General features: G+C 39.8%; 21 protein-coding genes and 1 pseudogene. 4 read left to right on the plus strand and 18 right to left on the minus strand.

The annotated features are described in order from the left end of the window. Positions 1-23 precede the first annotated feature (23 nt). Positions 24-1,322 (plus strand): 3-phosphoshikimate 1-carboxyvinyltransferase, encoded by a 1,299-nt coding sequence (gene aroA, locus LI162_RS05775; RefSeq protein WP_196021791.1) that lies wholly within the window; start codon positions 24-26, stop codon positions 1,320-1,322. A 180-nt stretch (positions 1,323-1,502) separates the two neighbouring features. Here aroA and folK read toward each other — a convergent pair whose 3' ends face one another. From folK to bioD, 15 genes are all read right to left on the minus strand, one after another. Further along, the gene (gene folK / locus LI162_RS05780; RefSeq protein ID WP_020436357.1) at positions 1,503-2,339 is read right to left on the minus strand and encodes a 2-amino-4-hydroxy-6-hydroxymethyldihydropteridine diphosphokinase; all 837 of its coding nucleotides are present in this window, start codon (positions 2,337-2,339) and stop codon (positions 1,503-1,505) included. Between the two features lie 7 nt (positions 2,340-2,346). Next, complete coding sequence (gene folP, locus LI162_RS05785) at positions 2,347-3,162, minus strand: dihydropteroate synthase (protein WP_015527869.1); 816 nt, start codon at positions 3,160-3,162, stop codon at positions 2,347-2,349. Beyond that, positions 3,159-3,650 (minus strand): HD domain-containing protein, encoded by a 492-nt coding sequence (locus LI162_RS05790; RefSeq protein WP_227156049.1) that lies wholly within the window; start codon positions 3,648-3,650, stop codon positions 3,159-3,161. Before LI162_RS05790 ends, folP begins: the two co-directional genes overlap by 4 nt. A 46-nt stretch (positions 3,651-3,696) precedes the next feature. Continuing rightward, positions 3,697-4,254 (minus strand): GTP cyclohydrolase I FolE, encoded by a 558-nt coding sequence (folE, locus tag LI162_RS05795; RefSeq protein WP_015527868.1) that lies wholly within the window; start codon positions 4,252-4,254, stop codon positions 3,697-3,699. 21 nt (positions 4,255-4,275) lie between these two features. Then, complete coding sequence (locus tag LI162_RS05800) at positions 4,276-5,586, minus strand: bifunctional folylpolyglutamate synthase/dihydrofolate synthase (RefSeq protein ID WP_227155970.1); 1,311 nt, start codon at positions 5,584-5,586, stop codon at positions 4,276-4,278. A 99-nt stretch (positions 5,587-5,685) separates the two neighbouring features. Continuing rightward, complete coding sequence (locus LI162_RS05805; protein WP_055148754.1) at positions 5,686-6,321, minus strand: precorrin-8X methylmutase; 636 nt, start codon at positions 6,319-6,321, stop codon at positions 5,686-5,688. Between the two features lie 13 nt (positions 6,322-6,334). Beyond that, positions 6,335-7,327: a bifunctional adenosylcobinamide kinase/adenosylcobinamide-phosphate guanylyltransferase gene (locus LI162_RS15740; RefSeq protein WP_055148752.1), complete on the minus strand. Its 993-nt coding sequence runs from the start codon at positions 7,325-7,327 to the stop codon at positions 6,335-6,337. A 28-nt stretch (positions 7,328-7,355) separates the two neighbouring features. Beyond that, the gene (locus LI162_RS05820; RefSeq protein ID WP_227155972.1) at positions 7,356-8,156 is read right to left on the minus strand and encodes an MBL fold metallo-hydrolase; all 801 of its coding nucleotides are present in this window, start codon (positions 8,154-8,156) and stop codon (positions 7,356-7,358) included. Between the two features lie 29 nt (positions 8,157-8,185). After that, the gene (locus LI162_RS05825) at positions 8,186-8,725 is read right to left on the minus strand and encodes a DUF3877 family protein (RefSeq protein WP_015527865.1); all 540 of its coding nucleotides are present in this window, start codon (positions 8,723-8,725) and stop codon (positions 8,186-8,188) included. Positions 8,726-8,773: 48 nt separating this feature from the next. Beyond that, the gene (locus tag LI162_RS05830; RefSeq protein ID WP_117826191.1) at positions 8,774-9,640 is read right to left on the minus strand and encodes a DMT family transporter; all 867 of its coding nucleotides are present in this window, start codon (positions 9,638-9,640) and stop codon (positions 8,774-8,776) included. 178 nt (positions 9,641-9,818) lie between these two features. Beyond that, positions 9,819-11,903: a beta-propeller domain-containing protein gene (locus tag LI162_RS05835; RefSeq protein WP_227155974.1), complete on the minus strand. Its 2,085-nt coding sequence runs from the start codon at positions 11,901-11,903 to the stop codon at positions 9,819-9,821. A gap of 63 nt (positions 11,904-11,966) precedes the next feature. Further along, the gene (locus tag LI162_RS05840; protein ID WP_227155976.1) at positions 11,967-12,500 is read right to left on the minus strand and encodes an RNA polymerase sigma factor; all 534 of its coding nucleotides are present in this window, start codon (positions 12,498-12,500) and stop codon (positions 11,967-11,969) included. A gap of 259 nt (positions 12,501-12,759) precedes the next feature. Continuing rightward, entirely contained in the window at positions 12,760-14,694 is a 1,935-nt protein-coding gene (gene bioF / locus LI162_RS05845; protein WP_015527859.1) for an 8-amino-7-oxononanoate synthase, read from the minus strand. A 3-nt stretch (positions 14,695-14,697) separates the two neighbouring features. Then, a complete protein-coding gene (bioA, locus tag LI162_RS05850; protein WP_015527858.1) occupies positions 14,698-15,903 on the minus strand; it encodes an adenosylmethionine--8-amino-7-oxononanoate transaminase in 1,206 nt (401 codons plus the stop codon). 54 nt (positions 15,904-15,957) lie between these two features. After that, entirely contained in the window at positions 15,958-16,641 is a 684-nt protein-coding gene (gene bioD / locus LI162_RS05855; protein WP_020436346.1) for a dethiobiotin synthase, read from the minus strand. A gap of 177 nt (positions 16,642-16,818) precedes the next feature. Here bioD and LI162_RS05860 point away from each other — a divergent pair, with 177 nt between their 5' ends. Then, positions 16,819-17,331: a hypothetical protein gene (locus tag LI162_RS05860; protein WP_020436345.1), complete on the plus strand. Its 513-nt coding sequence runs from the start codon at positions 16,819-16,821 to the stop codon at positions 17,329-17,331. Between the two features lie 93 nt (positions 17,332-17,424). Here LI162_RS05860 and LI162_RS05865 read toward each other — a convergent pair whose 3' ends face one another. Both LI162_RS05865 and LI162_RS05870 read right to left on the minus strand, forming a co-directional pair. Continuing rightward, on the minus strand, positions 17,425-18,066 hold the full coding sequence (locus LI162_RS05865; RefSeq protein ID WP_015527854.1) for a helix-turn-helix domain-containing protein: 642 nt from the start codon (positions 18,064-18,066) through the stop codon (positions 17,425-17,427). Further along, positions 18,041-18,721, minus strand: coding sequence for a DUF3990 domain-containing protein (locus LI162_RS05870; RefSeq protein WP_117497332.1), 681 nt, complete (start codon positions 18,719-18,721; stop codon positions 18,041-18,043). The genes LI162_RS05865 and LI162_RS05870 overlap by 26 nt, the downstream gene beginning before the upstream one ends. Before the next feature lie 337 nt (positions 18,722-19,058). On the opposite strand from LI162_RS05870, the gene codA reads away from it, so the two are divergent. After that, positions 19,059-20,324 (plus strand): cytosine deaminase, encoded by a 1,266-nt coding sequence (gene codA / locus LI162_RS05875; protein WP_226865594.1) that lies wholly within the window; start codon positions 19,059-19,061, stop codon positions 20,322-20,324. Positions 20,325-20,338: 14 nt separating this feature from the next. Further along, positions 20,339-21,544, plus strand: coding sequence for a PucR family transcriptional regulator (locus tag LI162_RS05880; RefSeq protein WP_155203321.1), 1,206 nt, complete (start codon positions 20,339-20,341; stop codon positions 21,542-21,544). Between the two features lie 550 nt (positions 21,545-22,094). On the opposite strand, the pseudogene LI162_RS05885 reads toward LI162_RS05880, so the two are convergent. Then, positions 22,095-22,618 (minus strand): annotated as a pseudogene (locus LI162_RS05885) (IS256 family transposase); the annotation flags it as partial. Between the last annotated feature and the right edge of the window lie 15 nt (positions 22,619-22,633).

A 22,633-nucleotide genomic window follows, 5' to 3' on the forward strand; every position in this document is an offset into this window, starting at 1 on the left:
TAGCAGAAATGAGGAATAAGATTATGGAATTATGTAATATTACAGGATTAAAAGGAAAAGTTACAATACCGGGAGACAAATCCATCTCCCACCGCTGCATTATGTTCGGCTCGATTGCAAACGGAACGACGCAGATCCACAACTTTCTCTCTGGTGCCGACTGTCTCGCGACTATCCGTTGTTTCAGAGAGCTTGGTATTGAGATTGAAGTTGAGAGCGATTATTCTTCCGTTATCGTACACGGAAAGGGATTGCATGGACTGAGTGCTCCGGAGAAGATCCTTGATGTGGGAAACAGCGGAACAACAACGAGACTGATTTCCGGTATTCTCGCCGGACAGCCGTTTGACTCTAAATTGTCCGGAGATGAATCACTGAACTCCCGCCCAATGAAAAGAATCATTGAACCATTGACACAGATGGGCGCACATATTTCCAGTATTCTCCGCAATGGATGTGCCCCACTTTATATTACTCCGGCGCAGCTTCATGGAATCCATTATGATTCACCGGTTGCCAGTGCGCAAGTGAAATCCTGCCTGCTGCTCGCCGGTCTTTACGCAGATGGAGAGACCTCTGTCACAGAACCGAGTCTTTCCAGAAACCATACAGAATTAATGCTGAAAGAATTCGGTGCAGATATCCGCTCTACTTTTGAGATCGGTTCTTCCAAAGCAACCGCTATCATCCGTCCTTGTGAAGAACTTTACGGACAGGAAATCACAGTTCCGGGAGACATCTCTTCCGCTGCTTATTTCATTGCTGCCGGACTGATCGTCCCTGATTCTGAAATTCTTGTAGAAAATGTAGGAATCAACCCGACACGCGCAGGAATCTTGAGAGTATGTGAAGATATGGGTGGTGATATCACCCTCCTTAACGAACGTACAGAAGGTGGGGAAAGAATTGCAGATGTTCTTGTCCGCACAAGTAGACTGCATGGAACTACAATCGAAGGAGACATCATCCCAACTTTGATCGATGAGATTCCGGTTATTGCAGTTATGGCAGCTATGGCGGAAGGTACTACTGTAATCAAAGATGCTGCTGAACTGAAAGTCAAGGAAACGGATCGTATTGAGACTGTAACAGATAATCTGAAAGCAATGGGCTGTGATGTAACACCTACTGAAGACGGAATGATCATCAATGGCGGAAGACCTCTTCATGGTGCTTCTATTCATACTTTGTTAGACCACAGAATTGCAATGGCATTCAGTATTGCTGCACTTGTTGCAGAAGGTACTACAAAGATTCTTGACAGTAAATGCGTAGATGTGTCTTACCCAACATTTTATGACACCTTTGAGCAGCTGCTGTAAACAAATTGATTTAATTATTTTCTGACTACAAAAAGCTGGACAGAAGTTTTCAACACACTTCTGTCCAGCTCTTATTTACGTGAACAACGAGCCAAAGTCCGTGCTTGCACGAGACCTTGGCGACTGTCGCGATAACTTGAGAAACTCGCAGAGCGTGTTTCTCATAGTTTTTAACAGCCTCTAATTATCATTTTCATTCAGTTCAACAAGCATCTCGCAAACGCTTTTTCCACTTATCGGATGGCGCTTATACGGAGCGATCTCTCCCAACGGTTCCAGCACGAATTTTCTCTTGTGCATCTCTACATGCGGAATACACAGATCCGCCTCTTCAAGAACAAGATCGTCATAAAAAATAATATCCAGATCTAATGTTCTCGGACCCCAGTGAATGATTCGCTCTCTTCCTGCTTCTTTCTCAATTCTGTTCAATTCAGCTAAAAGCTCATATGGATAAAGCAGCGTGCGAAGTTTCAGACAGCCGTTCAGGAAATCCGGCTGATCTGTCACTCCGTAGGGAGGTGTCACAAGATATTCAGATACGACCTCAACTTTACTTGTCGGAAGTTCATTCAATGCCTTTACTGCATTATCCAGATACATCTTACTGTCCCCAATGTTAGATCCTAACGCAATGTATGCTGTGTGCCAGCCACGCTCTATCTTCACGCTGACTGTTTTTAACGGAAGTCTTACAGGCGCCCATGGTTTCTTGATCTCTATAGATATTTTTTCTATTCTGTCCCACTCAAGAAGCAACGCTTCAGCCAGTTCTTCCGCTGCACGTTCTAATAACTGATAGGTATTTTTCTGTAAAAACTCAGTAATAAATGCACTAACTTCTCCGTAGTGAATGGACGCTGTCAGATCATCTGTTTTTCCCGCCATCCTGGTATCTGTAAAAAGCACTGCTGAGACAACAAACTTCTGTCCTAACGTATTTTCCTCCGGAAACACACCATGATTTGCAAACACTTCCAGATCTTCAATTCTGATTTCATCGAACTTCTTCTGCATCTGTCCTCTATACCTCATGTTCTCTCATTAATGCTCTTGTCATACGGATTGCTCTCTTATTCTTCTCCACATCATGAACACGGACAAATGCACAACCCTTCTGCACTCCGTAAACTGTTGTAACCATCGTTCCCTCTTCACGTTCTTCTACCGGAAGATCCAGTGTCAGACCGATCACTGATTTTCTTGAAGTTCCAAGAAGTACCGGATATCCAAGTTCTTTCATTATTTCAAGTTTATCAATAATTTCGAGATTCATCTCGTATGTCTTGCCAAATCCAACGCCTGGATCAAGAATGATCCTATCATCTGCAATCCCCGCGTCCTTCGCAATCTTCACACATTCTTTCATGTCATCCATAAAGTCTGCAAGGAAATTCTGATAATCTGTATTCTCACGATTATGCATCAGACAACACGCTACTCCTGTTTTTGCTATCAATCCTGCCATCTTAGAATCGTATTTTAATCCCCAGATATCATTCACAAGATCCGCACCTGCTTCAATTGCCGCTGCTGCAACTGCACTTTTATAAGTATCAATCGATACCGGAATATCAAATTCTTCTTTGAGTTTTCGGATTACCGGAACAACACGCGCAATTTCTTCCTCTTCTGTAATCTGTACATGTCCCGGACGAGTTGATTCTCCACCGACATCAATGATGTCCACACCTTCCTGAATCATCTGCTTCGCATGTTCGATTGCACGATCCAATCCGTCGTATCTTCCTCCGTCAGAAAAGGAATCCGGTGTTACATTCAGAATTCCCATGATATAGGTATTTTTCTTCAGGTCAAATTCTTTTCCGCCAATTCTCATATCTCTATCTCCATATTCTTCTCTTCTTCCGTCCAGTTACACTGTGTCTGTGCCGGGCAGGAATGACACATACGCGAGCGTTTGTCACTGTCATAAAACAATTCTTCAATCGGTTCCATTCCCTCATGTTTTCTGCGATGACCACGGATAGCCCGAAGAATCTGTTGCTGTTCCTCTTCTGTAAACTGTGCATCTTCAGGTAATGTTGTTAAAATCTCTTTTGCAATCTTTTCACCTGCTACTTCATGTGGAATTGTCCATTTATATTGAAATGATTTTCCAATGTCATGAAGTACTGCTGCCGTATAGATCACATCTTTCTCAAACCCAAGGTTCTCTTCCAGATTTTTAATATATGCGATCCTTGCTACATCCAGAAAATGTGGCATCTGATGACAGCAAAAGATACGCTCCTTCTCTAACCGCTTGATTCTTCCATAATAATCCTGATAGATCCAGTGATGGACCACTTCATTTAACCGATACATATTTTCCTGTTTCAAGTCTGTTCACTTCTTTTCCTTTACGTATTCTTTATCTTCCAAGCATACGGAAGAATCTTTCTTCTAATGTCGGGTCTGTCTCAAACACACCTCTCCGTGCCAATGTAACTGTCTGACTTCCCGGTTTCTTGATTCCGCGCATTGTCATACACATATGCTCTGCTTCCACCATAACGAGAGCTCCCTTCGGCTGCATATACTCCATCAATGCGTCTGCAATCTGTCCTGTCAGCTGCTCCTGGAGCTGAAGTCTTCTTGCAAATACTTCTACCGTGCGCGCCAGCTTACTCAGTCCTACCACCTTACCATCCGGAATATAGGCAATATGGGCTTTTCCATAAAAAGGCAGTAAATGATGCTCACAGGTTGAATAGAATGTAATATCTTTCTCTATCACCATCTCACTGCTTTCTACCGTAAATGTCTTCATAAGATGAACTCCCGCATCTTCTTCCATTCCACCATATATCTCTTCATACATTCTGGCGATCCTGTCAGGTGTATCTATAAGACCTTCGCGGTTCACATCTTCACCGATTCCTTCCAACAAAAGACGGACTGCCTGTTCTACTTTTTCATGATCTATCATTTTATATTTCTCTCCTATATCTCACTGCCGGTTATTCAACACGATCCGCTGAACCTCTCCAAGATAAGACAGGGATCCGCATGCAAGAATCACAGTTTTCTGCGCAATATCCTTGCCTTGGGTCATTGCCTCTTTACTTGCATCCTCAACAGCTGTTTCGATGGTCTGTTCAGCTTTCACTTTCTGGCAATGTTTCTTCACTACTTCTGCCAGCTTTTCTGCCGGAAGCGTCCTCTCCTTATTTGGAAGACTAACAGTATATATACTTTCTGCCAACGGGCAAAGAATAGATGTGATTTTCTCATATTCTTTATCTTTAAAGACTCCCATGATAAAGATTTTCTTATAATCCGAAAAATAACGTTCTACCGTCACTTTCAGCTTTAATGCTGCGTCTTCATTATGCGCTCCGTCTACGAAAAATAACGGGGACTCTGACAGGCAGGTAAACCGTCCTGTCCATCTCGTCTTTGAAAGTCCCTCTCGCACCTGTGCTTCTGTAATCCGATACCCATGTCTGTTCAGACAGCGGATAACTTCGAGCGCTGTTGCAAGATTCTCTCTCTGGCACTGGCCTGCAAGCGGACTATGCATCTTTTCATATTCTTTATAAGAAAATGTAATTCCGTGGTAGGAATCTTCAAAAATCATCATCTGTTCCGGCTGCGCTTCTGTGAAAGGACAGCCTTTTTCTTCTGCAGTTTTTTTCAGAATCTCCCGGGCATTTTCTTTCTGCTTCGCAGATACTACTGCACATCCCGGCTTAATGATTCCAGCCTTGTTCTGCGCAATCTCTTCCAACGAATCTCCGATCACACCAAGATGATCCACACTGATCGTTGCAAATGCTGCACACACCGGTGCTCCGATGATGTTCGTCGCATCCAGAATTCCTCCCAGACCGGACTCCAGTACGACCAGATCACATTTTTTCTTCTTAAAATACAGAAAAGCTATTGCCGTTTCTGCTTCAAAGACTGTCGGAGATTCCTCTCCGGCCGCCTCCATCCGGGCAATAGCTTCTTTTACATTCTCTGTCAATTCTGCAAATTCATCTTCCGGAATCCATGTTCCGTCAATCTGAATCCGCTCCAGATAAGAGATTACTGTCGGTGAGACATAGCGCCCGGTTCTGTATCCTGCCTCACTTAATATTGTTGAAGTGTATGCAAGCACAGATCCCTTGCCATTCGTTCCTGCAATGTGTATAAACTTTAAGTCATCCTGTGGATTCCCAAGCTCACGCAACAGACCTCGAATCGTATCTAAGCCAAGTACACTTCCGTATTTCGACATCTCGTCCAAATATACCCTTGCTTCTTTATAGGTCACGTTTTGTTCCCTCTCTATTCTTTTTTCTAATCAAACAGTCTTATAATACCACTATTCTATCTTTCTAACAAGTTCTAACAAAGTTTTTTTGCATCTGTTTTACATCTGATATAATAAAGCATTGCAAATACATGCGGCAATATTGCTTCCACCTTTTCTTCCCCGTGCCACGATCGACGGTGTATCTTCCAGACTTAAGATCAGTTCCTTTGACTGCACGACATTTACAAACCCTACCGGAACTGCAATGATTAATTCCGGATTAATCTTTCCTTCTTTAATCAACTCATAAAGCCGTACCAATGCTGTCGGTGCATTTCCAACTGCAAAGATAGCCTCTCTTCCAAGTGCTGCTGCCTTATCCATACTTGCCACCGCTCTTGTTGTGCCATTCTTTTTCGCCATCTCTGCCACATCTTCATCCGACATAAAACAAAGCACTTCACTGCCATGCTCTGCCAGACGTTTCTTATTAATTCCTGCTTTTCCCATCTGTGTATCTGTGATAATCGGCACACCTCTGCGGATAGCATCCTTTGCTTTCTCCACAACACCTTCTGTAAAAACAAGACTGTCCGCATACTCAAAATCAGCGCTTGTGTGAATACAGCGTTTCACGATCAGTTCTGTCTCCGGACAGAGAATCTTTCCCATCTCTTTTAATTCTTCTGTTATAATCTCAAAACTTCTCTTCTCTATTTCAGAAGGAAGTACCTGTTCTATCTCTGAAAGCATCCCTAATTTCCTTTCACTTTATTCTCTGCGGAATCCCACACACAACACGTTCTACACAATCTGCCTGTTCTGCAAGTTCCGTCATGACACGCCCGTGAAATTCCCTGTATTCTCTTTCAAAATCATCGATAGGTACAAGACCGTATCCTATCTCGTCACTAATTAATAATTGAAGGCTTCTATTGTTCTCAAGTATCGTCAGTAATGCTTCCTTTGTTCTTCCTTCCAAAAGCCAGCGCCTTGTAAATGAATGGAATTTATTGATTGCCACACAATTTCTGATTTCATCCAGCGAACAATTAATCCCATCAGTCAGCCCAAGTTCTGGATAAATTTTCGTTGCATATTGTGTTTTTCCCTGAAATGCACCACCTATAATTATATGAACTCTATTTTCTTTCTGACACATCACCGACTCTCCTGATTTGTTACTGTCCACGCCAGGTTTTTCTGTTCTATTGACTAGCGTATCCGGTTCCTTTTTCTGCTGTGCAATTCCATAAATGACTTCTGTCACCTGATCTGCCATCGCTGCAATTTCACAGTTGATCCTGCCAAGAATCCTTTTGTATTCTTTCATCTCCGGCGAATCCGGAACTGATTCGGAAAACACTTCATTTGTCACGATCACCAGATTCGAACACTGTTGATTCAATTCTCGGATCCCTTTCAGAATGGCTTGATCTGCATGACATCCTGCACCGGATTCCATATACATTTCATTTGCCACGAGATTCGACATACATTCGAGAAGCACATCTGAGCCTTGTAATGATCCCTCTTCCAAATGTAGCTTAAGTCCTGTATACCACTCTAATGTCTCAAACCCTTTTCCTTTACGAAGCATCCGATGTCTCTCAATCTTCTTTTCTGTCTCTTCCCCATAAGGATACATGGTTGCAATATAAAAGAGAGGCTTCGGATCCTGCCTGTTCCATTCACAGATCCGGCTTTCCGCATAAGCTGATTTTCCGCTTCCGCTGCCTCCTGTTACTAACTCAAGCATTCTCCTTCACCTCTCCTTAACTATTTCCTTATAACTCTATTACATCCAGATCATCCGGCACAAACAGATTTCCATCATAATAAACTTTGCCTTCTTCCAGATACAGTTCCTGTCTATGTTCAATATTCTTATCTTCTGTATGATAGAGAATCAGATTCTCCACATTCAGGTCTGCTGCCATCTCACATGCATCTTTTACTGTGGAGTGATGCTTTTCATATGGCTTGAATTCATCCGCCTGTCCGTAGAGACAGAATGCCTCATGCAAGAGCCATGTACTGTTCTCAGCATATTTCTGCTCCAGTTCATTGTACGGCTCATCTCCGCAACAGGTCAATTTCTCATCCTCATCTAACTGCATACAAAATCCAAACTGTTTTGCCTTTGTAGAATGAATATCGAAAAATGTTACTTTCTTTCCAATAATCTCACGTTCTTCTCCATCTTCTACTACGACCATGTGAAGACGATCATCTATATATTTCATCTCCTTCGCCGAAAGAACTTCACCTGCCATCTCTTTCAGAATACGGATTACTTCTTCGTGTCCGTAAATTGTAGCTTCTCCTTCGTATTTTCCTCTATTCATATTCTGAAGAATCATACGCATCATCCAGATAATTCCAAGAAGATGGTCGATATGCTTGTGTGTCACAAAAATATCTCTCATATCCATCCAGTTAAGTCCTGCTGCTTTTAACTGATGAAGAATCGTATTTCCGCCACCACCGTCTACCATAAAATGACGGTCGTCATCACTGATCACAAAGCATGTGTTATAGCACTCCGTAACGGTTGCATTTCCTGTTCCAAGTATTGTAAGCTTCACTTTTTTCTCCTTTTTGTCTGACCTGACAGTTATTTTCCAAATCCAAATTCTTCATAATCTTCTGGCAGGAATCTATGGTAAATAATATGGCATCCTTCATCTTTAAAGCAATACCGGTAAGTATCCTCCGGATCATTTTCAAAGCAGATCATATAATCAAATTCATCACTGTGCATCTCTTCGATCGTAATCTGATCCGAATGCTGACGGAACAGTTCAAAGATATCTTCCATCTTGCAGCCATGATGAGAGATCAACCCGATCAGGTCTTTGATGAATTCATTCTCTTTCATATTATTGTGTACATATTCTGCACCTTCCTCCGGAATATGAAAACAGAACCGCTCCCCCTTATTTGTCACTTCAACACTTCCAAGCTTCCCTTCTTCATACTCAGAAAACCGGCTCAATTTTTCCTGCATTCCTGTCTCATCCACATCTAACTGAAAGAAATGATTCAGAGAACTCAGCGGATAATACAGACGAATCTTCTCCTTACGGTAGCCCAGCTTCGCCTGTTCTTCCTTTATTACATCTATAATATTTTTCTCAAGTCTTGCAAAATCCATGATTTTATAATCCTTTTCATCTGAAATATATTTGGCTTCAAACAGTTTCTATTCTTTTTCTTCCGGTCTTTTATTATAGAAGAACATCCATGCCGCCATCGCGAGAATGATCACATATCCAAGCACACTGTACTTGTCCGGAACCTGTCCGAAAAGAAAGTATCCGAGAATCGTAGAGAAAATAATCTGTGAATAATCATAGATCGATATCTCTTTCGCAGGCGCATGATAATATGCTGCGGTAATTCCAAATTGTCCTCCTGCTGCCGCAAGCCCGGCACCAAGCAGTGCCAGCATCTGCGTTCCTGTCATAGGATGATAGTTAAACAGCAGATACGGAAGTGTCACGATGCAGGAAAACCCTGAGAAAAACAGAACAACAGAGCTTCCTTTCTGACCTCTCTGACCAAGAATCCTTACCATTGCATACGCAATACCGGCACCGATTCCCCCACATAGACCGATCACTGACGGAAAGAGTTCCATATTTGTAAAGGTTGGCTTAATGATAAACAAGCTTCCGATAAATGCAACAAAAATTGCAATTGCCTGCGCCGGTTTTAATTTCTCTTTCAACAGAAGAAACGAAAATAAAATAACAAAAAACGGAGACATTTTGTTCAGCATAGATGCATCTGAAAGTACCAGATGATCTACTGCATAAAAATTACAAAGGATTCCCAGCGTGCCAAATGTTGCACGCAAAACCATATAACCTAAGTTTCCCTTCTTGATTTCAAATCCGTCACCACTTCGCACAATCATTATAAGTGCAACAAAGAATGCAACCAGATTTCGGAAAAAGCTTTTCTGTATGGACGGCACATCCCCCGCAAGCCTGACACAGGCACCCATTAACGCAAATGAAAATGCCGATAATATAATAAAGCAAATTCCTTTATTTCTGGAACTCATGATTTCTAACCCCTTTTCTCTTATTACAAAACTACAATTTCATCTCCTATTAGTATAATTTTCGTCTTACAAACTGTCAATCCAAAATATTGTAACTGTTCAGAGCCAAGCAAAATTTCAAAAAAAGGTATAAAATGCGTAGTATTTTGGAGGTTAGCTCTGAACAGTTATAAATTGTTTACAGAACAATATCATCCATCTTCTCAAATCCATTCATGGAATAAGATTCTATCATATTTCCGCTTACAAGATAGAATACGTCACCAATATACAGTCCTCTGCTGCCTTCATATCCGCTCAGCTGTCTGCTCATCACTTCTTTGAATCCTTCTGCCTCATCATACGTATACAACTGATAAGTCACTCCATCATGATAGGTAACAAACCCGAACAGATTCTTCTGAACATCTACAAATACGCCTTTATAATTGTATCCTACATCTGTACCATAGCTTTCTTCAATCGTATACTTATTTTCCTCTGTTACATTGGATGGATCTGTAACATTAAACATCGAAAGTTTCACACCTTCTGTTGTAAATCCATCTTCACTTACATCCATCCCTATGCCAAGCAGTTTTCCGTCTCCATATGGATGCAGATATTCGGAAAATCCAGGAATCTTAAGCTCTCCAAGAATCTTCGGATTCTCCGGGTCTGAAAGGTCTACCGAGAACAATGGATCCACCTGACGGTAAGTAACGAAATATCCTGTATCTTCCATAAATCTTGCGGAATAGATTGTTTCATCTTTTGCCAGATTGTGAATGGAGCCAATGATCTCCATTTTGTCATTCAGCACATAAAGCGAATTTGTACCAGGTACCGCATCCTTTACATTTTCTGCCACAGCCTTCTCAGTCACCTTACTTGCATCTGATTTATTCGTTGTTCCGTTCTTATCAGCCGTCTCATCTGCAGTCTCATTCAATGGCATAATATCATCATTCGAATAAGTTTCATCAATTGTTGTAACTAATCTAAGGTTTCCTTCATACTCGTCAATGCTGAAAGAATCGTTCAGCATTCCTTTGATCTTCGTCTGCGCAACACCAGCAAGCTTTCCGTCTGTATAAGAAATCTTGCGGATCAGCGTTCTGCTCACATCTGAATCTTCATAATAATTACTTGTAATATAAATATTATTTTCGCTTACATAGCACACATCTGAATAACCAAAGACTGCCTTACTATCTGTTTTTTCTGACGGATCATCTAATGAAAATGCTGTAATGATCGTATATTCATTTCCTTCTGCTTCCTGTGGCATATAAATATTTTCTGCTTCGATAGATTTTCCCTGCACTTCCGGAATATACCACAGATCTCTTGCTGTAACATTGTCTTCATAAGGATGGAACTGACTAAGCACATAGACATATCCATCCACAATCCGGGATGTATTATATCCTCCGCTCTGTTCCATGTTACCAATCTCTTTCGGATTGGATAGATCACTGATGTCATATACCTGGACATAAGTATTGTTCTCATAATATCCATCATAAGCTTCTGAATCCTCTGAATTTCCCACCTGTCTTCCTAATGTTCCAAACAGAACTAATTTATCATCCTGTACATAAATGTCTTCTACATAGCGTTCTGCATCCTGTTCGATCGAGGCCAGCTTTTCCATGGACCCATTATCAATAGCTGTAATCGTCACAACACTCCGACACAATGTATAAATATTTTTTCCATCGGTTTTGACAATATCGGCTTCCCCCACGCCGTTCTCACGGACATTCGTATCCGAATAACCCCCCGTGTCACTAACATTACTGCTTTCTGCTGTTGCTGCGTCTGCCGAAGACGCACTTTCATACAGTCCGATAGCCATACTGTTGTTATCCCGTGCCATCTGCTTATTATATTCTTTGATACATTTTTCAATTTCTTTATAATCTTTCGCTGTTGTAAGTGTCTGGGTTGTCTCTGTCTGATCTGCTGCTGATGCGATAGTCGCTGCATCTAATGTTTTGTTGTTTCCTTTGTTGATCTGCTTGATTCCAACTGTCGCTCCAACTATCACACAGACACATGCCGCTGCTGCGATCGGAACGATACGTTTCCAGTTCTTTTTGTTCTTTTTCGTTTTTGATCCCTGCTGCTTTTCTTCCTGTCTTGCCTGAAGCATTTTCTGAATTGCCTCCGGTTCCAGTGAGTCCGGAAGGATCACATCATCTGCCATCTGTCTCAAATCCTGCTCTAAACGCTTTTCATCCTCAATCTTCTTGTTGTTCTTTTCTCTATTTTCTTCCATCTTTTCCGCCTCCTTCTTCTATTCTTTTTTCAAACCCATCTCTTATAAGATCATCCTGTACGATCATCCTGCTTCCAACATCTTACGCATCTTCCCAAGTGCCCTGCTTTTCTTTGATCGAACCGTTGCAGCATTCATCTCAAGCACCTGCGCGATTTCTTCACTTCCATATCCAGCGAACACAGAATACGAAAGTATCATACGCTCTTCTTCCTCAAGCCTTGCAAATGCTTCCTTCACATCAAAATGCTGCTCATAGTCCGGTTCGTGCCCAGCCTCTGGTGTCTCTTCCTCTGACACATGATTTCCACGCTTTCCCAACATTTTTCTGCATTGATTTCCTAAAATTGTAAAGATCCAGCTTTTAAAACTACTCTCATTCTTGAGCTTCGCAATATTTTCAAATGCAGATATAACGGTCTCACTTACCGCATCTTCTGCATCTCCTGTATGCTTCATCATATATAATGCGAATTTATACATTTCCTTGCAAACGCCAGCATATAACAGGGAAAATGCTTTCGTATCTCCATTCTTGGCCTTGCGAACCAATTCCTCTTTGAATTGTATTTCCCTTGAATTTTCTTTGTCCTTCATTCGTTCCCTCCTCTCGAATCATCTTTTTCATTTGAAGATTCTTATAACCATTTTTATGAATCACCTGTATTGGTTCATGAAGTCTATGAATAGTTTCACATTATCTTTATTATAGGTTATATACACTAGAGTCTTCAAATAGAAAAACTGTTGCAGATGAAAACTAAGAATTTCTTAATAAAAAGACAGCGAGATACAGGTCTTTTCCATATCTCGCTGTCTTTGGATGATTATTCACTCCTAAAATGTTAACATATTTTTACTTCATCAATAAGGCTTTTCCTATTAATTCTGCACACTTTTTCAGTTCTGCTTCTGTATGGCTGGACATAAGCGCGACTCTAAGCCTTGCTGCTCCTTTAGCAACAGTTGGATAACGTATCGCTGATATAAAATATCCATTCTCATGAAGATAGTTGGAAACTGTCAGTGCATTTTCCTCATCACCAATAATAACAGGAATTATGGCAGTTTCAGATTTTACATTGATACCATATTTCCCAAGTTGTGTACAAAAATATTTTACATTGTACTGCAATTTTGTTACTCTTGAGATTTCCTTTTCAAGAACTTCGATTCCAGCCAGATTTGCAGCCATGGTTACTGGCGAAAGTGAAGTAGAAAATATGAATCCTCTTGCCACATTTCTCAGATAGTTTATCAGTCTTGTCTCTCCGGCCACATAACCACCTTCGCCACCTATCGACTTACTAAATGTTCCCATTAAAATATCTACCTGTCTTTTTTCCTGCCAGTATTCTCGGATTCCATGACCGGTTTTGCCGATCACTCCTGTGGAATGTGCTTCATCTACCATGGAAAACAATTGATTCTCTTCACAGATATCAAGAAATTCCGGAAGCTTTAATATATCTCCATCCATAGAAAAAACTGCATCACTGACAACAATGCCTGTCTCACATGGATTCTCCTGTATTTTTTTTCGCAGATCATCCATATCATTATGAGCATATGTTACAATTTTGGCTTTTGAAAGACGGCATCCATCAATAATACTTGCATGATTTAATTCATCACTAAAAACAGTATCTCCTTTTTTCACCATTGCGGATATTGTTGCTACATTTGCAACATATCCTGTGTTAAACACGATCGCTGCTTCTGTTTCCTTGTAGGAAGCAATCTTATTCTCCAGTGCATTATGTATCACTGTATTTCCGGTTGTAAGTCTGGAGCCACCGGAGCCAAATCCATACATAGCTGTCGATTCTACGACTGCTGATTTTATGGAGGGATGACTGGCAATATCCAGGTAGTTATTGGATGCCATTAATACATAATCTTTTCCATCTATAGTTACATGTGAACTCTGTGCTGATTCTATTGTCTTCATTGTGCGAAAAAGATGGTTTTCTTTTAAAGATACCAGTGCTTTATCAATTTTATCCCACTTCTGTGGTCTTTTCATATCTGATTTTTTGCAAATCTTTTTGGGTACATTTCTGACGATCACATGCTGATTCTGAAGAAAATCAATTGCTTTTTGTTCTTCTGCATCTGTTCCTCGAAACAGAAATATTCTTCCTCCTTTTTCGCTCCCCATTCTCTTCATCTTCGTGATTCTTCTATAACCGATTTCTTTTGAGCTCACATAACCGGTCACGTACTCGGGATCATCTGAAATACATATCTCACCAATAATACCAGGACAATTTGCCACTTTTGTCGCAAGTACAATTGCTTCTTCATAATGATTCTTCTCGTTTCCGATTCTGTCCCCTTTCATTCTCTCCTGATCCATATTGGTAGCACGAATCCCACGTTTTTTATCCGGTTCTAAACGAATGAGCCTGTCAACATCAAGAAGCATAGCTCCTCTCATGGCATAAGTTTCATCTAAGAATTGCATGACATCTTGCGGATTGTCTATTCCAGTTTCTTTTAAATATTTTTTTATCTCTTCCTGCCCTTTTTCCCATGTTTCGACCTCAATTGTCTCTACTGAAAGTGCATCAAGATAAATAATGTTCTCCTTGCAGACTTTATTTATCTTCAAGTTCAACGCATCTGCTTCACCCTTGGAATGATGCATTCCTCTCTCTATCAGCGCATTGGCAAATATATCAACATCCGGTGCCTCAACGATTTTCTCTGCTCCGGATATGTGTACATCCGTACCGTTTTCCTTTTTGCTTGCACGCATCTTAATACTGTACAATTCCTCCGCACTCATAGATTAAATTCCTTTCTGTTCAGTGAACCAGTCTTTCATGACATCAACAATCTGCCTGATCTCATTATCCTGTATGATATACGGAAACATGGCATACATAATATCGAGAAATGGTCTTGAAAATACTCCTCGTTGATATGCATACTCCTGAAATCCGATAAGACATGATGGGTCATGTACCTGGAAACAAAGACAGCCACCCATATATCTGATTTCTTTGATAAGCGGATGAGTGAATCCGGAGACCAGATTTCTAACCATATCCTCTATATGCTTGATTTTTTCCATATAGTTTTCACGCTCAAATATTTCTATAGATTTTAATGCTGCACTGCATGCGACCGGATTTCCCATAAATGTAGGACCATGCATAAGTGCATCTGTATCCTTATCAGAATAGAATCCATTATATATTTTATGATTTGCTACTGTCACTGCATGTCCTATATACCCGGCAGTCAATGCTTTTCCAAGCACGATAATATCCGGAAGTACAAGATCAGACACAAAACGATTTCCAGTACGTCCGAAACCAGTTGCAACTTCATCAAATATAAAAACAACATCATATTCATTGCAAAGTTCTCTTGCCCTTCTCAGGAAATCAATACTATACATTTTCATCCCGCCAGCTCCCTGAAGAAGTGGCTCTACAATAAATGCATAAAATTCATTTCCGTGTGTCCGAAATACTTTTTCCAATGCATCCATTTCCGTTGGAATGTGAATTACATCCTTCTTATCATCTTCTGATAATATAAAATGATAATCCTCATCATCTCCGGCCTTCATACACATAAATGTATCTCCATGATACGAGCTGGTAAGCGAAAGGAGTTTTTTTCTTCCGCTGCCACGATTAATATTAAATTGCAATGCCATTTTCAAGGCAACCTCTACAGCAACCGAACCCGAATCTGAAAAAAAACAGTAATCAAGATCTCCCGGGAGAAAATCTTTTAGTTTTTCTGATAATTTCAAGACTGGTTCATGAGTAAGCCCACCTAGCATGACATGACTGAATTGATCAATCTGATTCTTCATTGCTTCGTTAATTTCTTTATTTTTATAGCCATGTATCATACACCACCAGGAAGATACGGAATCTATCATTTTATTATCCTGCGTATACAAATAAACTCCTTCTGCATCTACAATTTTATATGGTGTCTTCATTTTCTTCATCTGTACATATGGATACCAGATCATAAGTTTATCTCCTAAAATTATTCTTATTTTTGCTTTCCTCATTCCGTTATATTGTTATCTGTATAATGAAATTAATTCTGCTATATCAATATTCAAGTCCACGTCTCCCATGGAAACTTTCGCCAGAGTCGGAAGCCCCGTCATATATTCGCACATGCGTATATTATCTTCATGCATGATATTATCCGCTATATAATGATTAAAAATCATTCCTTTTATATTCATATTTCTGTTTTTCATATATTCATAAGTTAGTACAACACTATTGATTGTTCCAAGTCCTGCATCTGCAACCAGAATGCAGTCAAGTTCCATCTCATCTATTATATCTGTCAACCCAATACGTGCCTCATCAAAACAGATCGGACATAAAATACCGCCACTTCCCTCAACTGTTATATAGTCGTATTTCTCTTTTACTTTTCTATAATTATCCAAAACAACTGCCATCTCAACATGATTTCCTTCCAGACGTGAAGCCAGATGCGGAGAATAAGCATGCTCATAGATATACGGGCACATTTCCTCTACTGACTGGGAGATTCCTGATACATTCTTAACCCACAAAGCGTCACCAGGAATCAGCGTTCCATCTTCCTCTCTTTCATTTCCACTCATAGCAGCTTTAAAATAGCCTGGAGTCATCCCGTTCTCTTTTATCTTTTTTATAATCAATCCTGTAACGTATGTTTTACCAACATCCGTACCTGTACCGGTTACAAATATCCCTTTTCCCATTGCATTCTCCTTTTTTCTTGCATACTTTAGGCAAAGTATATACTTACTCGCAACTAATTGTCAACCTTTTTTATTTAATGGTTGACAATTAGTTGCTTATTGTATACAATAGCTTTGCTTTTAATCTCTCTCAATGGGAAATGGCAGAAATATTTTAAACAAAAGGATGGGAAAACTATGAATACTACAGAAGAATCAAAAGAAAGAATTTTATCCAATCATTTTTTTAGCGTCAAAAATCTGACTATGGACGGCATGTGGGTTGTTCTGCTGTTCATCTCGGGCTTATTTAAAATCCCATCACCCATTCCAGGAACTGAATTTCAATTATCAGCCCCATTAGCCATAAGCATCGGAAGAATCAGAGGATTTCTACATTATCTTACCATCGGCATCATTGCCAGCATTATTGGGATGATATTAGGTCTTCAGACTATATACAATGTCATTATCGCAATGGTGTACCGTATTGTAGCCGGTCTTATCTTAACAGTATTAAAAAAGGACCCACTGGCCCTCATTATTGCTGGTCCTGCCGGAACGTTTGCAGCCAGACTGGTATTGGCAACAATCTTGGGTGTTGCCTGGCAACCTTTAGTAGTAAGCGCAGCTCCTGGAATGATTTTTACTGCAATAACTGCCCCTGTTCTGACTTCAATTCTAAAAAGAGTCCTTAAGACAATTTCCTAAAACACCAACTCAGGAGCATCTATTTTAACAGCGAGATACAGGTCTTTCCCATATCTCGCTGTCTTTAGACGATTCTTTGCTTTAGCCTGATCCTCATAGTTCCAACAAATCTTCATTCTTGCATCCAAGCGCCCTGCTCAATCGCAACACATCAATTGCTCTGGTCTGATTGATATCTCTCTGTCTTTGCTCAAAGAGTTGTATCTGCCGCACAGATACTCCTGACAGTTCTGCCAGTTCTCGCTGTGATAGTCCCGCCAAATCACGAATTCGTTTCAGATTTGTCTCCGGATAATGTTGGTTCCATAATTCATCCAACCGCTCCACGAAATGTGCCAAATCCATCTCGTGGTATACTTCATACATATTTCGAATTTCCGTCATTGATACCGCCCTGTAGATGCGTGAAAATGTTCTTCCTCGATACCACTGATAATAGGCCAATGCCCAGCCACTCCAATATTCTGGTGATTTATCCAAATACATCTCATCTGGGTACTCTTCCATTACTAACCCAGAATCCCGAATCACTTCTTTGACTAACTCACACCCTGTTTTTCCGGCTACATAAGTAGGATTTCCAATTTCAAATTGCCGTGACACATTTGAAACCAGAAACATTTCAAAAAATTTATCAATATCCATATCATATGTGTTCACTGCGAAATCCAACATATCTCCCAATATTCGTTGGGCTGACGTAAGATAATCATCTGAATAAGCGTGTATCACCATTTTCCATACCCTCCCTCATGATGTCCAGCATGAATAACTCATGAATATCTGCACTTTCTTTTTTACGTCTTCTATATTCTCGTCTTGCTTCACGCTCGCGCTCCGCTTTCTTGATATAATATATTTCCGCATCTACATTTTCATAATTCTGAAAATAAATCGTCTCAAAAGCTTTCGGACTTTTTAATACAATCTGCTCGCCCAATTTACCTAACCGCATCGCCTCAGATAATTTTTCCAACGAAATTACTCCCGAAACAAAATCCTGGGCAAACGAAAAGTATGAATCATCTGCACGATATCCTACAATAATATCATATGGAGTAATATCTATCAGGAAATGCTCTTTTATGTATTTTTTTGCCTCTTCTGCAATACTTCCATTCTGCCAGTACGTTCTATTATCTGCAAGAATAGCAAGCCAATTCAATATGTGGTATTTTGAATCATTCAGATTCAACACTTTTAATCCTTCCATGTCCAATTCATAAATATTCACATATCCATTTTTTTGCTTTGCACATGCCCACTCTCTTGCTAATTCTATATTTTCTGTACAATAAAAACCTCTTCCGTAATCATTGTGTCTGGCACCCTTCCCGAACTCTGGTTTTTCAATTAAGAATTCTGATCCATGATATAATACTTTTTTCATACCAGTTCCTCCTTATGTGTTAAGTATATCGCTACAGCGATATACTTGCAAGAAGTTTTTGAGTCAGTGTACTCATTACAGGAAACTCGCAAAAATATTTATGATATCGTTTTTTTAGGAGATAATGCTTTTACATCTGTCCGGTTTATTTTGTGTGTAACGCACAAAATGAATTGACTTTTTTTGTACGCAAGAATAAAATAAAAGCGTTGATTTTGCATTTTATTGACTGTATTCTGACCAGATGCTATGATTTGTGCGTAAAGAACAAATAGCAACCTAACAATAATGATGTTATTTCAAATCATTACTGTTAATGAGAAAAGAGGAATACGGTATGAAGGGTTCAAAATTATTTAAGAATGTAAAGCTAAAAGGTCAAAAAGAACTTGTTTCTATATTAGTTGAAGATGGAATTTTCAAGAAAATCTCAGCAGATATACCACAGGAAAAAACGGTGGGATGTGAGGAAGTTGATTTAAATGGACAACTGGTAGTTCCTCCATATGTAGATCCGCATTTGCATCTTGATTATGTATTTACAGCAAGCCTTGGTGAGGAAAACGGATCGGGAACTCTTTTTGAAGGAATCCAGCGTTGGAGTGAATCAAAAGGAAATATGACTGTTGAACAGATGAAGGAGCGTATTTACAGTGGAATAAGAAAAGAGATGCTGCATGGTGTTCAGGCTATCCGAACACATATTGATGTGACAGATCCAACATTTACAGGTCTTAAAGCTGCACTTGAAGTAAGAGATGAAGTAAAAGATATTCTTGATCTGCAGATTGTTGCATTTCCTCAGGAAGGAATGTACGCATACAAGGGCGGTGACAAACTGGTAGAGGAAGGACTTAAGATGGGGGCTGACTGTGTTGGCGCGATACCTCATTTTGAACTGGCCCGAGAGTTCGGTGAAAAATCAATCCACAAGACAATCGAACTGGCTGTCAAATATAATAAGCTTATCGATGTACATTGTGATGAGACAGACGATACGCAGAGCCGCTTTTTGGAGTTGTTGAATGCATTGGCACTTATGGAAGGTATAGGCACAAGAACTACAGCCAGCCACACATGTTCCTTTGGTTCAGCAGATAATAGTTATGCATTCCGAATGATGAAGCTTTTCAAAAAATCAGGCATCAATTTCATCTCCTGTCCTACTGAGAATGTATATCTTGAAGGACGTCAGGATACCTATCCGAAGAGACGAGGAATCACAAGAGTAAAGGAGCTTTATGACAACGGGATCAATGTATGTTTTGCACAGGATTCCATGTCTGATCCATGGTATCCGCTTGGAAACGGAAATATGATGATGATTCTCGATCACGGAATCCATCTGGCACAGATGATGTCACCCGAAGAGATTACGAATGTTCTTGATCTTGTGACAACGAACGGAGCTGTGACCATGAATATTACAGATCACTACGGAATCGAGGAAAATAAGCCTGCAAACTTTATCGTGCTTGATGCAAAATCAGAATTTGAAGCAATATGTGAGAGAGCAGGAATCACTGCTTCTGTCAGACACGGTGAATTTTTGTTCAAAAAAATTCCTGCAAAGGTAACAGGAGCTATTGACCTGCTGAAATAAAAGGTGGGAAAACAATGTTTCAGTGCAAGGATCTTCTATCACTTACGACAATGTCACAGGCAAATGTAATAGCCGGATCAGGTGGCATGGAAAAGGGCATACGCTGGTCTTATAAGGCAGAGAATATTAATTTTGAGAAATGGGTACGTGGAAACGAACTTTTAATAGTAAGTGCTCCGGTAACACAGCGAAAAAATTTTGATCTGTATCAAACAATAAAAAAGGCAATTGAACTTAATATGTCGTGTGCTCTTTTATTGATGGGCGAGAATTATGTAACACAGATTAACCAAAAGGTAATAGATTTAGCAGAAAATAATGATTTTCCGCTTTTCACCATGCCTTGGAATGTGCCACTTTTAGACTTTTTTGAGGAACTGGGACACGCCATATCATATCTGGATGACAGAAAAGATATAGAGGACAGTCTGCTTGCAGAGATTATTTTTGGAAACTGTATCAATACATCCAGTATCGAGCAGAAATGCAGGCAAATGGGAAATGATCCAAAGATGTTAGAACAGGTTTTCGTGTTACATCTATGTAAAAAAAGTTCGGAAGAGACATGCAATGAATTAAATCAGGGAATTACAAATGACAAGATAAGAAACTATGCACAGACTCTAAAAGAATATTTTGCTGAATGTGATTATCCTGCAATCATTTCCTGCTATGGCGACAGGATCATAGGTTTTATGAAAGACTGTACAGATGATCGCAGGAAGATAATAGAAATTTTTGAACAGTTTGGTGAGTTTTTGCAAAATGACCTGAACGGAATTGAATACACTCTCAACATAGGTGAAAAATGTGAAAGCATATCCAAATTGCAAAAGAGCTTTCATGAGACATCTAAAATGAACTCTGTATTGGAGCATATTAACAGGAAAAATGAAATCATTTTCTATGATGAGATGGGATTTTACCGTATGCTGATGTCGTATGAGAACACTGCGCCAATGCAGCGATTTGCGGATGAAGTGCTTGATCCTATCATACAGTATGAGAAGAAAGCTCATACACAGTTGATGGAGACAATGTGGGCCTATTTCGAGTGTGACTGTAATCTGCAGAGAACAGCTGATAAACTGTTTTCACATAAGAACACTGTGAAATACAGATTACAGAGAGTAGAACAGCTTACAGGAAAGAGTTTTGCGAACAGATTCCAGAGTCAGGAGCTATACAATGTACTGATGATCTATTATTTTCTTGAGTAAGGAGATTTTCAGATATGTTACCAATTATCGGTAAGCAAATGTACAGCTGGAATAGCAACTATTAATGAACCTTGACAGCTTTAACAGAATAAGCAGCTGTTCTAAACTCTTCTAGTGGAATTTTATGCCCTTTTGACGGTTGAGTGCGCGGTATTACGACTACATGGATCAATTTTCAAGTTCATGGTACAGTTATCAGTCTCTAAATATTGTTCTGTGAATAATTCATTAATTTAAAAATTTTTCTACATTTTTCTTTGGAATAAACTGTTCTTTATTATTATTTAAGCCATAGAAAATTAATTCACTAAAAAGATAAGAGTCTTTATTTAATTACTCTTTATATTTTTTATCCAATGTAATTTTTACCTCTCTCCTCTATTATAGAGACTATGAAGAAAAGTCTGTAAATAATAATCTTCTATGATAATGATTGAGCTGGAAGCACTAAATTGGAGTTTCCAGCTCTTGTTATATATATACGACATGATTTCAGGCATGTCAAGAGCGGACGTCAAAAACGTCTTTCTCATCATGCATACAGATTCTGTTACTCTGGGAGTCTTCCCTCGTACATAATGCTGAGTTCACCGTAGACCCGTCCCCAGTTTCGAATGCTCATAGTCCATTTTTTGTGGCTTCAAAAGTTGCCAGATACAGGGCTTTCAGAAGTGCTGTATCACTTGGAAATACGCTTCTCTGACGGTTAAGCTTACGGTAGGTAGAATTCAGACTTTCAATTGCATTTGTCGTGTAAATAACCTTTCTGACATCCGGTGAAAACTTGAAAATCGGCGTTATTGCATCCCAGTTATCATACCAGCGTTCCATGGAATTCGGGTATTTTGCGGTCCATTTTTCAGTAACACGATCTAGAGCCAGTCTAGCTTTCTCTTCATCGGAAGCATGGTAAATCGTTTTTAGGTCGGAAGCAAACGCTTTTCTGTCCTTATCCGGAACATATTTTAGCGTGTTTCTTGCCTGATGTACAATACATCTCTGATACTCTGTTTTTGGAAATGCAGCGGCAATTGCCTCTTTAATGCCACTAAGACCGTCAGCGCAGATAATCAGGTCAACATATAATGA

This window comes from Mediterraneibacter sp. 210702-DFI.3.120, assembly GCF_020561005.1.
Classification (GTDB): domain Bacteria; phylum Bacillota; class Clostridia; order Lachnospirales; family Lachnospiraceae; genus Mediterraneibacter; species Mediterraneibacter faecis.

What these genes read in the sequence shown, in the direction of transcription:
- folP (WP_015527869.1), bottom strand. Translation starts at nt 3,162, where the DNA reads ATGAGAATTGGCGGAAAAGAATTTGACCTGAAGAAAAATACCTATATC.
- LI162_RS05840 (WP_227155976.1), bottom strand. Translation starts at nt 12,500, where the DNA reads ATGAAGGACAAAGAAAATTCAAGGGAAATACAATTCAAAGAGGAATTG.
- LI162_RS15740 (WP_055148752.1), bottom strand. Translation starts at nt 7,327, where the DNA reads ATGCTTGAGTTAGTAACAGGAGGCAGCGGAAGCGGAAAATCAGCTTAT.
- LI162_RS05835 (WP_227155974.1), bottom strand. Translation starts at nt 11,903, where the DNA reads ATGGAAGAAAATAGAGAAAAGAACAACAAGAAGATTGAGGATGAAAAG.
- LI162_RS05825 (WP_015527865.1), bottom strand. Translation starts at nt 8,725, where the DNA reads ATGGATTTTGCAAGACTTGAGAAAAATATTATAGATGTAATAAAGGAA.
- LI162_RS05860 (WP_020436345.1), top strand. Translation starts at nt 16,819, where the DNA reads ATGAATACTACAGAAGAATCAAAAGAAAGAATTTTATCCAATCATTTT.
- bioD (WP_020436346.1), bottom strand. Translation starts at nt 16,641, where the DNA reads ATGGGAAAAGGGATATTTGTAACCGGTACAGGTACGGATGTTGGTAAA.
- folE (WP_015527868.1), bottom strand. Translation starts at nt 4,254, where the DNA reads ATGATAGATCATGAAAAAGTAGAACAGGCAGTCCGTCTTTTGTTGGAA.
- LI162_RS05830 (WP_117826191.1), bottom strand. Translation starts at nt 9,640, where the DNA reads ATGAGTTCCAGAAATAAAGGAATTTGCTTTATTATATTATCGGCATTT.
- LI162_RS05805 (WP_055148754.1), bottom strand. Translation starts at nt 6,321, where the DNA reads ATGCTTTCAGAGATAGAACAGGTACTTCCTTCTGAAATAGAGAAGAGA.
- codA (WP_226865594.1), top strand. Translation starts at nt 19,059, where the DNA reads ATGAAGGGTTCAAAATTATTTAAGAATGTAAAGCTAAAAGGTCAAAAA.
- LI162_RS05870 (WP_117497332.1), bottom strand. Translation starts at nt 18,721, where the DNA reads ATGAAAAAAGTATTATATCATGGATCAGAATTCTTAATTGAAAAACCA.
- folK (WP_020436357.1), bottom strand. Translation starts at nt 2,339, where the DNA reads ATGCAGAAGAAGTTCGATGAAATCAGAATTGAAGATCTGGAAGTGTTT.
- LI162_RS05865 (WP_015527854.1), bottom strand. Translation starts at nt 18,066, where the DNA reads ATGGTGATACACGCTTATTCAGATGATTATCTTACGTCAGCCCAACGA.
- LI162_RS05790 (WP_227156049.1), bottom strand. Translation starts at nt 3,650, where the DNA reads ATGTATCGGTTAAATGAAGTGGTCCATCACTGGATCTATCAGGATTAT.
- bioF (WP_015527859.1), bottom strand. Translation starts at nt 14,694, where the DNA reads ATGAGTGCGGAGGAATTGTACAGTATTAAGATGCGTGCAAGCAAAAAG.
- aroA (WP_196021791.1), top strand. Translation starts at nt 24, where the DNA reads ATGGAATTATGTAATATTACAGGATTAAAAGGAAAAGTTACAATACCG.
- bioA (WP_015527858.1), bottom strand. Translation starts at nt 15,903, where the DNA reads ATGATCTGGTATCCATATGTACAGATGAAGAAAATGAAGACACCATAT.
- LI162_RS05880 (WP_155203321.1), top strand. Translation starts at nt 20,339, where the DNA reads ATGTTTCAGTGCAAGGATCTTCTATCACTTACGACAATGTCACAGGCA.